The following is a 12711-nucleotide window of genomic DNA, read 5'->3' as shown; positions in this document are numbered from 1 at the left end:
ATCTGGGAAGGCATTTTATTTCTGGTTGATTTCTTTTTCCCGCAGAGCGTGCCGGCGCCCCCCATTTTCCGCTTCCGCGTTTTACCCTTTACAAGAGGGCTGTGATAGATAAGCATGTTTTCATTAATTTATAATTATTCTTATTTATGGAAAATACATATCATCATACCCGGCTCCCGGAAGGGCGCATTCCCGCTCTGCGCGTGGAACCCATGCCTGCGGACACCAATCAAAGCGGGGAAGTATTCGGCGGCTGGGTGATGAGCCAGGTGGACCTGGCGGGAGCCAATACCGCCATGCGCTATGCGTTAAGCCGCTATATTGTGACGCGTGCGGTAAGCAGCCTGACGTTTGAAGCTCCCGTGCTGGTGGGCGACGTCGTTTCCTTTTATGCGGAGATTGTCAGGGTGGGCCGCACTTCCATTACCGTGAAGGTGGAGGTGTACGCGGAACGCCTGAAGAAGCTCTGCAATAACATTGCCAAGATTACCGAGGCGGAGCTGGTTTATGTAGCCCTGGGGGAGGATAAGAAACCGATTACTCTGGAAGAGTCCCGCGCCCGGTTTGCGCAGTGCTGTTCCCTTGAGGCGGAAGGCCCCTCTTCCTGTTCCTGAACAGGGGCGGAGGTTTTCCCCTTCAGGCTGCTTTTCTGCGTTTGCGGGTGATTCCCTTGTCTTTGTCCACCAGGGCGAAGATGAAGGAGCTGGCCGCGGCAATGGCGCCGATGGTGGCGAAAGTGGCATGAAAGGCGGCTTCCACAGCTTTCCCGGAGGTAGCCGCATGGCCGCCGAAACTGTCCAGCAGCAGGGAAGCCACGGCAATACTGACAACAATGGAGAGCTGCATGATTGTGGAAAGCAGGGAGTTTCCGCTGCTGGCGTCTGCATTGGGGAGGTCAATCAGCGTCAGAGTGTTCATGCAGGTGAACTGAATGGAGTTGGCCCCGCCCAGCATTGCGAGCATGCCCAGAAGAATGAGCTCATGGGTTCCGGGGCCTGCAAAATGGAAGGAGGCCAGCAGAACGCCTATGGTAAAGGTATTGACGACCATGATGTTCCGGTAACCAAATTTCCCGAGCAGACGCGGTGCAACCGTTTTTGCCAGTAAATTGCTCAGGGCCAGCGGAATCAGGGACAGGCCGGATTGAAGGGCGGAATAACCGAGCACCACCTGAAAGAAAAGCGGGATCAGGTACAGCAGACAGCTTCCGCCTAGGCGGCAGACGATGTTGCCGGCGATTCCGATGGCAAAGTTTCTGATGCGGAACAGAGCCGGGCTGAAGATGGGGGCTTTTGAACGGAACGCCAGCGTCCAGTACAGAAGCTGGAGAATGCCTCCGGCTGACGTGAGGATGGCCATGCGCGTCTTATCGGTTACGCCTCCCGCGGAGGAGAGGCCCATTGTAGCCAGCACGGCGGAGGAGGAGAAGAGGAAGAACCCCCGCCAGTCGAATTTTTGTTCCCGAACCGCTTTCAGGTCCGGCATCAGCTTCCGGGTGGCCCACAGGCCCGCCATGCCAACCGGGATGTTGATCAGGAATATCCAGTGCCAGGAAGCGTACTGCGCGATGATGCCGCCCAGCACCGGCCCCAGAAGGGGACCCAGCAGCGCAGGAATCGTCACAATGTTCAGGACATTGACGAACATGGAACGGGGATAGGAGCGCAGGACGACAAGGCGCCCGACGGGCATCAGGAAGGCGCCGCCTATTCCCTGGATGACGCGGCATGCCGTCATCATGGTAATGGAGGTGGAAAGGGCGCACAGGAGGGACCCCGCAGAAAAAACAGAGATGGCTAGCAGGAAAGTACGGCGGGAGCCCAGCTTGTCGGAGATCCATCCGGAGGCCGGTATCAGGACGCAGACGGTGAGCGTATAGGCCGTTACCAGGGAGTGGAGTTGCAGCGGATGGCTGTTGAAGCTGCGGGCAATGGTGGGAATGGCCGTGTTCAGGATGGTGGCATCCAGCATTTGCATAAAGAATGCCGATGCCACAAGAAAGGGCAGGTAGCGCAGAGCTTTGAAGGATGTCGGCAGTTTTTCCATGAAAGACCGCCGGCAGTATCCGGCCTGGCTCCATCCGGGGCAAGGCAGATGTTTGTTCCGCTTTACGCCCCGGGTTCCGGAGGGCGTCGCTTCAGCACGCGTTTGGAGAGCCATGCGCGCACGGGCTCGTCATAAAGCTTCAGGCACCCGCAGGCTACGGCAATGCAGAGGAGTAAGACGCCAGCCGCCACGGGGAGCGCACGGGAAAGAGGGACTTCCGCGTCGTGAACCCAGGCCAGGTAGAGATATACGATAGGATAGTGGGTGATATAAAGGGGATAGGAGATGTTTCCCAAAAACCGGCTGGCTCGGGCGGAAATGTCTCCGGGGATGTCGCTGGCCCCGAGGAAGACTACCGCGGGAAAGATGACGATGATGCAGAAGGCGTCATACAGGCCGTTCAGGCGGAAATTTTCCGCGCCTCCTACATGGGGAGCCGCCAGCGCCCCCACCAGAAGCAGGCTGCACCACCAGAAACCATGCCTGATCCGTCCCGGTTTGCACAGGCGGAACAGGAACAGGCCGCCGAAGAAGGGGAACATGAGCCGTGTGAGCCCCACACGGCACTGTTCCGCATCCAGAGTCCAGCCGCCGATGTTGTTGCCCTGCGTGTAGCACTGGTGAATGAGGGCGCAGCCCGCCAGAAAGACCAGGACCGCCAGCCATCTGCTGGTAAACTTTCTGATGAGCACGGCGTAAAGGATGTTGGCGACGTATTCGAAGAAGAGGGACCAGGCCGGACCGTTCAGCGGGTGCATTTCCGACCATCCGCGCACATCCAGGGAAACGGGAACGGGCAGCAGCGTGAATCCCACGGTCATGACCAGCAGCATTTTCCATACGGGGGTTTGCTCGATGTTCGGGAAGATTTCAGAGCCCTGGAAGTAAAAGAGGATTCCCCCCAACAGCATTCCCATGACCACCATGGGTTGAAGGCGCACCAGCCGCCGCTTGCAGAAGTTCCACAGGGTCATGTTTCCCCAGCGATCGTCATAGGCGTATCCGATGACGAAGCCGGACAGCATGAAGAAGAAGTCCACGGACAGATAACCGTGGTTGATGATCTGGTCCGTATGGAACTGGAGGTCCCTGGCGCTGCCTTCAAACATGTGGAACAGAACTACCATGACAGCGGCCACCCCGCGGAGGCCGTCCAAAGCGGCGTAGTGCGGTTTGGGAGCCAGGACGGAAGCAGGGTGTGGAGCGTTCATAGTATGAAATACGGAGGGAAATGGTGGTTTTTACATAAAAAGCTGCCGTCTTTCCCCGGATTTCTCCTTCTGTCCGGCAGAAGGAGGATGAGAAAGTTCCGTATTTCCGTGAAATACCCGCCGGACACGTTCAGCGTGACTGGAGCGTGACGCGGTTGATCAGAGGTTTGCCTTCCAGAAAATCCCGGATGTTGCGCAGGGTGACTTCCGCAATATTGTGCAGGGCTTCTTTCGTGAAAAAGCCCTGGTGGGAAGTCAGGATAACGTTGTTGAAGGAAAGAAGGCGGGCCAGGGTGTCGTCATCAATGATTTTGTCAGATTTGTCTTCGTAGAAATATTCTCCTTCTTCTTCATACACGTCCAGTCCGGCAGACCCCACTTTTTTTGATTTCAGGCCGTCAATCAGCATTTCCGTGTTAATCAGCTTGCCGCGTCCCGTATTGATAATCATTACTCCCTCCTTCATTTTTCCGATGGAATCCGTATTGATCAGGTGTTCCGTTTCCGGAGTAAGGGGGCAGTGCAGGGAAATGATGTCGGACCGGGCATACAGATCATCCAGAGTGGTGTACGTGATGCCGGCTTCTTCCGCAAAGCGCCGGTCAGGGTACGGGTCATAGGCCAGGATATTCATCCCGAAGCCTTTGAGAATGCGGATGAGGATTCTGGCGATTTTCCCCGTTCCGATGATGCCGGCCGTTTTCCCATTCATGTCAAAGCCCATCAGGCCGTGAAGGGAAAAATTGCCGTCCCTGGTGCGCCAGTAGGCGCGGTGTATTTTTCGGTTCAGGGAGAGCATCAGGGCCACGGCATGTTCCGCCACCGCATAGGGAGAATATTGGGGCACCCGCACGACGGGCAGTCCCGCTTCTTCCGCCGCTTTCAGATCCACATTATTGAATCCGGCGCAGCGCAAAGCCAGCAATTTGACGCCGTTTTCCTTCAGGCGCCGTATTACTTCCCGGTTTGCCGTGTCGTTGACGAAAATGCACGCTACGTCCGTACCGCGGGTCAGAGGCACGCTGTCCGGAGTGAGATGCCCTTTGAAGTAGCGTATGTCGTCATGGAATTCGCGCTCATTGACAGGATTGAAGGAATCCCGGTCGTAGGGCTTGGCGTCAAAGAACGCAATGCGGCAGGAATGGTCGGTCATAGGGAGGGGGCGTGAGGTTAGTCTGTAGGCGTTTTTTTCTTTGCGCTTCCCTGGCCGGCGACGGCCGCCATGCGTTTGCGGATTTCTTCCGGATCCCCAAGAAAGTAGTCTTTTTCCAGGTTCAGGGAGTCGTCAAATTCAAATACATAAGGGGTGGCGGTAGGAAGATTCAGGGAAAGAAGCTGTTCGTCAGGAATGTTTTTCAAATATTTGATCATGCCCCGCAACGTGTTGCCGTGGGCTACGATCAGGATATTGTCCAGCGTCCGGAGAGAAGGAAGAATGGTTCCTTTCCAATAGGGCATCATACGGTTGATAGTTTCTTTCAGTGATTCCGTGCGCGGAAGCTCGCTGTCCGGCACTTCCTTATAGCGGGGATCCCATTTGGGGTTGGCGGGATCGTCCTCCGCCAGGGGAGGAGGCGCCACGTCATAGCTGCGCCTCCAGATCAGTACCTGTTCGTCTCCGTATTTTTTGGCCGTTTCGCTTTTGTTCAGTCCCTGGAGCATGCCGTAGTGCTTTTCATTCAACCTCCAGCTTTTGGAGACGGGCAGCCAGTCCTGGTCCAAACGGTCCAGCACGCAGTTGAGCGTTTTCACGGCCCTCTTAAGATAAGAGGTGTAGGCATGGTCAAAGGCCATTCCCCTGTCTTTCAGAAGGTCGCCCGCGCGGTTGGCTTCCTGTATTCCCAATTCCGTCAGGTCCACGTCCGTCCATCCGGTGAATCTGTTTTCACGGTTCCACGTGCTTTCTCCATGGCGCAGAAGGACAATTGTTTTCATATTGATAAATTTAGACAGGCGCCCTCCGGTTTTCGCACAAAGGAATGAGGATACATGACATGATCACATTCCACGGAACGGAAGGCATTCGTGCCGTCCGGCCCCGTCAGATTTCTGGCGGAGGGGAAGGGCATTCCGCAGATTCGGAGAAGAGAGAAAAATTGTTATTGGCAACCGTCTTCAAATGAATTAACTGTTCAATATGATGAAGCAATATGGTTTCAGTTGGTCTGCCGCCCTGATGGCTGTCGGAGTGGGAGCATTGGCATGGGCCGGCCCTGAGGCTGTCCAGAATGTACAGAAACCCGCTCTTTCCGGAGGAACCCCCGTTGTATTCGGGTTCGGCGGGGAAGGGAACCAGGAGTTCATGCTGAACGGAAAACCATTCCAGATCCGCGGCGCGGAGATGCATCCCCAGCGCATTCCCCGTGAATACTGGAGGCACCGCATCAGGACCGCCAAGGCCATGGGGCTGAATACGATTGCATTTTACGTGTTCTGGAATGACCATGAGCAGCCGGACGGCAGCTTTGACTTTAAGACGGGGAACCGGGATCTGGAAGGGTTTCTCAAGTTATGCCAGGAGGAAGGCATGTGGGTTTTGTTCCGTCCCGGCCCCTATGCGTGCGGGGAATGGGACCTGGGAGGGCTGCCTCATTATTTGCTGAAGGATCCCAAGGCTAAATTGAGAACTACGGAAGACGCCAAATTCATGAAGGCGCAGACGCGTTATCTGGAGGCCGTGGCCCGTGTGGCGGAACCTTTTTTAGCCAACAACGGGGGGCCCATTCTGATGACCCAGCTTGAAAACGAGTACGGGAGCTACCAGCGGAAAGACCGCAAGTATATGGAATGGCTGAAGGCGTTCTGGAGCAGGAAGGGTTTTGGCCCCTTTTACACATCCGACGGCGCGGGAGAGCATTTTCTGAAAGGGGTGGTGCTTCCGGACGTGGCCGTAGGGCTGGATCCGGGGTTGAATGACGGCCATTGGAAGGTGGCTAATAAATGCAATCCGGGAGTTCCCGTTTTTTCCTCGGAAACGTATCCTGGCTGGCTGCGGCACTGGGGGGAGGGGAATTGGGCCCCCACCCCTGGCGTTGTCAATCATGTCCGCTGGTTTATGGACAAGGGACGCTCCTTCAGCTTGTTCGTTTTCCATGGAGGCACCAATTTCGGATTTTCGGCCGGAGCCAACAACGGGGGGCCGGGAAAATACCAGCCGGACCTGACGAGTTATGATTACGGCTCTCCCGTGGATGAGCAGGGGCGGATGAATGAATATTATGCCCAGATGCGGGAAATCATCTTGGAAAAGTTGCCCCCCGAAGCCGCGGTGCCGGAACCTCCCGCAGACATTCCGGCCATGGAAATTCCGGAGTTCACGCCCGCAGTGCATGCCGGCCTTTGGGAGAACCTGCCCAAGCCTTTCCGGAGCAAGTTCCCTCAGCCTCCCTATTTCGAACAGTGGAATCAGAATCAGGGCATTGCCGTTTACAGCACTGCCGTTCCGGCAGGACCGCCTGAAACGCTGGAATTCGCCAATGTTAATGACTATGCCCAGGTATATCTGGACGGGGAGCTGGTCGGCACGCTGGACCGGCGGCTGGGGCAGAAGAGTGTGAAGCTGCCGGAGCGCAGGAAGCCGGGAATGCTGGAAATTCTGGTGGAGGCCATGGGGCATATCAATTTCCATATCAGCATGGAGAGTGACTGCAAGGGGGTGTACGGCCCTGTGAAGCTGGGAACGCGCGAGTTAAAGAACTGGACGGTGAGGGCGCTTCCCCTGAAAGCCGACTCCATTGTGCGTGCTCCCAAAGGAAAGGGGCCTTCCCAGAAACGGGAAGGAGCGCATTTCCGGGCCGTCGTGAATATTGAAGAGCCTCAGGACACGTTTCTGGACATGTCCCGCTATGTCAAGGGGTATGTATGGGTGAACGGAATCAACGTGGGACGGTATTGGAATGTGGGCCCTCAATTAAGGCTGTATGTTCCGGCTCCATTCCTGAAAAAAGGGGAGAATGTGATTGATATTCTGGACCTGCATGAAAAGGAACCCAAACCTGTCCGCGGCATGAAGGAACGCAACAAGGAACCCGGAAAGATAAATACCAAAAATCTGGATAACCAGTGGTAAAGCCGCCGGGCTTTCTGCCTACGATGCTGAAAAGGCTGTTTCCATGAAATCGCTTCATGGGAGTGGCCCGGGTGTCAGATGCCCTGAGCCTGCTGTTTTTTCCGGAATTCTTCCTTGAATGCCTGCCAGTCCGTATTTTTGATCAGTTCCGCGAGGTTGGAGTAGTAGGACTGGTGGTGTCCGAAGCGTTCATCCATCAGTTCTTCAAGCGCCTTTTCCGATGTCCAGTTCTGCATGACGATGCGGTAGGCTGCACAGACAATGCCGGTGCGGTCGGAGCCGTGCCAGCAATGCACCAAAATGGGTTTGGGAGCGCTGCTGATGATCAGCAGGCAGTCCATGAGTTCTTTCCGGGTTACTTTTCCTGCCGCCAGTCTCATGCGGTACAGGCGCAATCCGGTATGTTCCGCCTTGCCGGCGTCGTTGTGGTATTCCCGCAGGTTCAGGACAGATTTGAGCCCCAGTTTTTCCAGGGCCTTGAACCCGTCGTTGCCGGGCTGTCCGGAACGATACAGCTTCGGGCTGAGGCGGTAACAGTTTGGGACGTTTTTTACCTGTATGGGAGCGGCGGATTCCATCATAGTTTCCGCACAGGCAAGGGGAAGGGCCGCCGCCAGAATAGCCAGTATCGCAGTATTCCGGTTCATGGATTTTTTCAGGAATCGGCCGGATAGCCGACGCTCTGGGCGTACAGGACTTTTTTGAGAACGGGGAGTTTCAGGCACTTTTGGATATAGTTGGCGTCAATCATGGCGCGGAAAACGGTGCCAAGCCCTTCGGAAGCGCAGAAAAGGTAAACATTTTCTCCAATGAATCCCGCATCCGTGCAGGCCGTAATCAGTTTTCTCCTGGCATCAAAATCTCCCGGCTGTTTGGACTGATCTACTACATAGACCAGGTTTAACGGCGCGGTAGCCGCGAATTCCTGTGTGCCCGTAGCGGCCCGCATGTCGCTCTGAACCACTTGCTTCAGCTGGTGGGTTTTCGGCTTGTAAAGATAGGCGCCCTGCGGCAGGACGACATAGATTTCTATTTCGTTGGAATTCCGGGAGGACGGCGCCGTACGGTAGTCGGGATCATCCCGGTTGACGCCTTGCGCAGCCCAGAGCAGGGAAGAGAGGACTTCCACCGGGATGGGTTTGTCTGCAAAGGATCTGGTGGAATGCCGTTCTTGAAGAACCTGCATGAGGGGTTTTCCTCCCTTTTTATCTGGCGGAGGCAACACGATGTCGCTGCAGAGGGCCGTTCCGGAGAAAAGGCTTCCCGAAATGACGGCCAGAAACGGGCTGAGGTGAAAGAAAGTTTTCATAGGCAATGGGAAAAAACAGATGGCGGTTAGGAATAATCAGCAGGATGCTTGTATTTTTCTCATGTTTTTGGAAACATGAAGGAGACTGATACTATAAAATGGCTATAAAAATACAAGAAAAAACACTTTGTTTTGATTCTTAAAGTGTTTTGGAGAACGAACCTTCTGCAAAAGACCATTGTTTCAAGTTGACCTCGGAAAGGTATTGCGCTTTTATGTTACGCGGAACAGGGGATAAGGCGTCTCATTCCCCCTGCTCAATTTGTTCCAACGCGTTCAAGCTGCATTTCATGAATTCTGTCAATTCTCCGCGACCCGGTTTTCCCAGGCATAAAAAATCCTCCTCCAGGGGAATTATGATGACGATCATCCTGGTGTTGGCCCTTGCCGCCGGCGGAGTGGCTTACCACCGGGTTTCCGTTCAACGTAAGGCCGCCGCCGCTGAGCTGGCGGCCAGAAAAGAGGCGGAAGCGAAAGCGGCGCGTGTACGGAAAGCCGCGGAATTGGAAGCGGCGCGCAAGAAAGCGGAGGAACAGGCGCGCGCCGAGGCGGAGGAAAAAGCCCGTCTTGAGGCGGAACGCCTGGCAGCTGAGGAAGCCGCCGGAAAACGGCAGAAAAAGGAGCCGGAGATGGTGGAGCCTGCCCCTGAGGCGCCGAAGGAAGAGCCCGTGGTCCAGGAGGAGGATCCGCGGCTGGAGATTTTTAAGAAGCCTGTTCTTCTGGTCAGTCTTAAGGCCAATAACGCCGCCAACAGGAAGTTGTTTACGGATGCCTTCCATCTGGCTCTCGAAACGGGCCGTTATGATTTGTACGCCGATTTCCTGCGCTCCAATCTGGAACGGGATGCCGTGAAAGTCATCAAATTCGGCAAATTTGACGCGTCCATGTACGATCAAAGCCCGTACCTCATGCGCGCCAATGAGCTGTACCAGCTCATCAGCAAAGTGGGAGCGGACACCATCCGGGAACAAATCAAGGAGGGTTCCCCCAGATATTTCTATCCATGGCTTTTTTCGGATCCTTCCGATCCCCTGAGACTTTTCCTGCGCACGATGGCGCGGGAGCAGACACCCGGGGGGGAGTGGGGAGGAATTCTGAGGAAGTGGGCGGAGTTCTGGATGAAAACCTCCGCCATGCCCCGGAGCAGGTATTCCGCCCTGGCGCTGGCCTGCGCCATGCTGGATCCCCGCATCGCTTCCAGCCCATCCAGGTTGAGGGCGTCTTCTTCCACCAGTATTTCCACCACGCCTTTAACGCTGGAACAGGTATTCGAATACTTCATGGAGATGGATGAAGCCCGTGAACTTCTCACGGACATTACCAAATTGAGCCCTTCCGAGCTGTTGTTTGTAGTGGATGTGCGACTGCCGAGGTCAGAGATGGATTGGGCGCGCAAAAAAGTGCGCCTTACCCGGAAAGGCTGGGGAGGGGCCTATTCCATGATCCGTTACCGGATGGACCGCGCCGCGCTGGGCAAGGATCCATATACGCATTATACCTTCCAGGAGATTCTGGATGAAGGCGGCATTTGCATGGATCAAGCTTATTTTGCAGTGAATACCGCCAAATGCAACGGCATCCCCTCCGCTTATGTTACCGGGGACGGCAACCGCGGGCCGCATGCCTGGGTCAATCTGCTGACGACGGATGAAACCTGGCAGTCTTACGGCGGGTATGGATATAATACGGGGCATTTTTCCCATCCGCACAACTGTAAGTCAAAGCATGAATCCACTCTTCTCCAGGGTATGGACAAGAAGGTGAATGGCGTCCGGCTGGATACTGCCCTGGATTATCTTTCCCTGGCGGACCTGTTTGAGGAAACGCGGAAGCCGGATTGCGCCCGGGTGATGCTGGAAGCCGCTACGCAGGCCGCTCCCGGCGGAACGCCTGATTGCCCTGATGAGCCGCCCGGAGAGCGGCACGAAGCTGGAGGAATGGGAGGAGCTGGTGACCATGATCAAGCGCAAGTTCCGTTCCCGTCCAGATTATCTGGAAATGGCCTCCCGAGTGGAAGATGAGTATATTTTCCCCATGAGGGACGCTTCCACCAACAAGCGCCATGTTGCCCGCGACCTGAAGAAGCTGGAAAAGGAGACGGAAGAGGGGCGCAGCGACCTGACTTCCGCCGCCATCAAGCGGCAGGCGGATCTCCTGATGGAAAACGGGGACAAGGCCGGGGTTGCTGCCCTGTACCGGAAGTCCATGAAGGATTATGCGCGCCGCGCGGAAGTGTTTGAAGCGCTGATGGGGCAATATTACGAGTACGTTTCCCAGGACCAGGATGCCGTGCTTCAGATGGCCAGGGAGGCGGAGTCTTTCTACAACCGCTCTATCCGGACGAAATCAGGCGATTATTTCAAGATAAAGAAGGAAGTCGCCATCCAGCGGAGGATAGCCGGGTATTATGAAAAAGGGGGTAATGAGAAAAAAGCCGCCTCCCTGCGCAAGGATGCGGACAAGCGGGAGAAGAACAGCAAGAAAGGCATCCGGGAAGAGAATTAGTGCGGCGGAGTCTGCTGCCTTTCATTTTCGCGTGGGCGCGGCCGTGTTCGTTTCCGCTGCGGCATTCCAGAGGAATGAACGTTTTTAGGCTGGAATGCTGTCTTATCTTCAATTAATACATGACTTATATGGCAAGAGAACCTTACGCGAACTTCTGGCCCAAAGTGGCGGATACCGCTTTTGTCGCGGAAAGCGCTGATTTGATTGGAGATGTTACCATTGGAGAACATGCCAGCATCTGGTACCATACCACGCTGCGCGCGGATATCAATAAGATCGTCATTGGTGATTACTCCAATATCCAGGACAATAGCTGCATCCACCTGGCAGACGATTTTGGCTGCTATGTAGGCAAGTACGTCACCGTAGGCCACGGCGTGATTCTGCACGCCTGCACGGTGGAAGATAATTGCCTGATCGGCATGGGGTCCATCATTCTGGATGGAGCGGTCATCGGCCGGGGGTCTGTGGTGGGAGCGGGCGCTCTCATTACCAAAGGTACCGTCATCCCCCCCAATTCCCTGGTGCTGGGTTCTCCTGCCAAGGTGGTGAAGGATCTGGGGCCGGAATCCGCGGATAATAACCACAAATGGGCGGAAAAATACGTCAAGGTGGCTGCCCGCTATACGGAACGGGTTATTAATCCCGGTTTTTAACATGTGATTTCCGCCCGCCATGCCGGATGACCATCTGATTACCCTGGAACCTTACGCCCTGCTTTACACCCGGGCCGGGGCGGGTATGTGTCTGCGTGATCCGCTGACCGGCAAGGTGGGCGTCATTTTCATGGAGCTGCCAGACGGCATGGCCCTGGAACGCTGTCTGAACGGGGAACGCCCGGTACGGCCGGACACGTCTTCCCTGCTGGCTCACTTTTTATCCTCTATGGAATGCCGGGTGAGGCTGGTGCTTATCAACGGCCGCAAGGATGAAGTCTTTTACGCCCGCGTGACCATAGAGGCCGCCAATGAGGTGATGGACAAGCTGGTGGAGCTGGACGCCCGCCCTTCGGACGCCCTGATGATCGCCGCCCGGTTTGGAACCGGAATCAAGATTGTTCCCTCCGTATGGGAGAGCATGGAGAATATTCTGCCCCAGCTGGAACAACTGGATGCGGATTCCCCGGACAGCCGCGCTCCGGTATATTTGGGAGATTCGTAAAACTTGCCCTTTCTTCCCTTTTGTTCCTGCATCCGCTTTTCTTCCGACGGCACGGCTGTCGCCTATGGGGTTCCTGCTTCCGGGAGGACCTACTTTTTATAAAAAAAACTTGCTAAGGCACGGGAATCCCTATACATTCGCCGCACATCACTTCAAGTGGGTAGATTCCCGAGCGGTCAAAGGGGGCAGACTGTAAATCTGTTAGCATTTGCTTTCGAAGGTTCGAATCCTTCTCTACCCACCACTTTTCATTTTATGGCGCGTTCTTTCGGAGATCGCGTTTTTTATTGTTTCTTCAGCCTCCTGATGCTGGGAAAGGAAAGAAGGAGCGGGGGTCTCCGAGCAGGATGCCTAAAGCGTTTTTTCTGACGAACGCCGGCGGAGAGATGGTCTGATGAATGACTTGTTCA

12 protein-coding genes and 1 tRNA gene are annotated in these 12711 nt (G+C 55.4%); 7 read left to right on the top strand and 6 right to left on the bottom strand.

The window, feature by feature from the left end:
* The first annotated feature begins 146 nt into the window (after positions 1 to 146).
* Positions 147 to 614: an acyl-CoA thioesterase gene (locus O4G22_RS04115; protein WP_306702236.1), complete on the top strand. Its 468-nt coding sequence runs from the start codon at positions 147 to 149 to the stop codon at positions 612 to 614.
* Positions 615 to 636: 22 nt separating this feature from the next.
* On the opposite strand, the gene O4G22_RS04110 is transcribed toward O4G22_RS04115, so the two are convergent.
* From O4G22_RS04110 to gpmA, 4 genes are all read right to left on the bottom strand, one after another.
* The gene (locus tag O4G22_RS04110; RefSeq protein ID WP_306702235.1) at positions 637 to 1995 is read right to left on the bottom strand and encodes a DHA2 family efflux MFS transporter permease subunit; all 1359 of its coding nucleotides are present in this window, start codon (positions 1993 to 1995) and stop codon (positions 637 to 639) included.
* A gap of 113 nt (positions 1996 to 2108) precedes the next feature.
* Positions 2109 to 3257, bottom strand: a complete 1149-nt coding sequence (locus O4G22_RS04105) for an acyltransferase family protein (protein WP_306702234.1) — start codon at positions 3255 to 3257, stop codon at positions 2109 to 2111.
* Between the two features lie 130 nt (positions 3258 to 3387).
* Positions 3388 to 4410: a 2-hydroxyacid dehydrogenase gene (locus tag O4G22_RS04100; RefSeq protein ID WP_022198101.1), complete on the bottom strand. Its 1023-nt coding sequence runs from the start codon at positions 4408 to 4410 to the stop codon at positions 3388 to 3390.
* Positions 4411 to 4427: 17 nt separating this feature from the next.
* Positions 4428 to 5192: a 2,3-diphosphoglycerate-dependent phosphoglycerate mutase gene (gene gpmA / locus O4G22_RS04095; protein ID WP_094136693.1), complete on the bottom strand. Its 765-nt coding sequence runs from the start codon at positions 5190 to 5192 to the stop codon at positions 4428 to 4430.
* Positions 5193 to 5394: 202 nt separating this feature from the next.
* Between gpmA and O4G22_RS04090 the strand changes: the two genes are divergently transcribed.
* Entirely contained in the window at positions 5395 to 7326 is a 1932-nt protein-coding gene (locus tag O4G22_RS04090; protein WP_306702233.1) for a beta-galactosidase, read from the top strand.
* Between the two features lie 74 nt (positions 7327 to 7400).
* Here O4G22_RS04090 and O4G22_RS04085 read toward each other — a convergent pair whose 3' ends face one another.
* Together O4G22_RS04085 and O4G22_RS04080 are read right to left on the bottom strand one after the other, a co-directional pair.
* Positions 7401 to 7973: a tyrosine-protein phosphatase gene (locus tag O4G22_RS04085; protein WP_094136694.1), complete on the bottom strand. Its 573-nt coding sequence runs from the start codon at positions 7971 to 7973 to the stop codon at positions 7401 to 7403.
* An 8-nt stretch (positions 7974 to 7981) separates the two neighbouring features.
* On the bottom strand, positions 7982 to 8635 hold the full coding sequence (locus tag O4G22_RS04080) for a nitroreductase family protein (RefSeq protein WP_094136695.1): 654 nt from the start codon (positions 8633 to 8635) through the stop codon (positions 7982 to 7984).
* Positions 8636 to 8991: 356 nt separating this feature from the next.
* Here O4G22_RS04080 and O4G22_RS04075 point away from each other — a divergent pair, with 356 nt between their 5' ends.
* From O4G22_RS04075 to O4G22_RS04055, 5 genes are all read left to right on the top strand, one after another.
* The gene (locus O4G22_RS04075; protein WP_306702232.1) at positions 8992 to 10656 is read left to right on the top strand and encodes a hypothetical protein; all 1665 of its coding nucleotides are present in this window, start codon (positions 8992 to 8994) and stop codon (positions 10654 to 10656) included.
* On the top strand, positions 10592 to 11140 hold the full coding sequence (locus tag O4G22_RS04070; protein ID WP_306713943.1) for a hypothetical protein: 549 nt from the start codon (positions 10592 to 10594) through the stop codon (positions 11138 to 11140). The genes O4G22_RS04075 and O4G22_RS04070 overlap by 65 nt, the downstream gene beginning before the upstream one ends.
* Positions 11141 to 11268: 128 nt before the next feature.
* A complete protein-coding gene (locus O4G22_RS04065; protein WP_256943566.1) occupies positions 11269 to 11796 on the top strand; it encodes a gamma carbonic anhydrase family protein in 528 nt (175 codons plus the stop codon).
* A 19-nt stretch (positions 11797 to 11815) separates the two neighbouring features.
* Positions 11816 to 12301, top strand: coding sequence for a bifunctional nuclease family protein (locus tag O4G22_RS04060; protein WP_306702230.1), 486 nt, complete (start codon positions 11816 to 11818; stop codon positions 12299 to 12301).
* A gap of 158 nt (positions 12302 to 12459) precedes the next feature.
* A tRNA-Tyr gene (locus O4G22_RS04055) sits at positions 12460 to 12545 on the top strand.
* Positions 12546 to 12711 lie beyond the last annotated feature (166 nt).

Origin of the sequence: Akkermansia muciniphila (assembly GCF_030848305.1) — a bacterium.
Taxonomy (GTDB): domain Bacteria; phylum Verrucomicrobiota; class Verrucomicrobiia; order Verrucomicrobiales; family Akkermansiaceae; genus Akkermansia; species Akkermansia muciniphila_A.
Note: the sequence above shows the minus strand (reverse complement) of the source record. Positions and strands in the feature narration are given on the sequence as shown.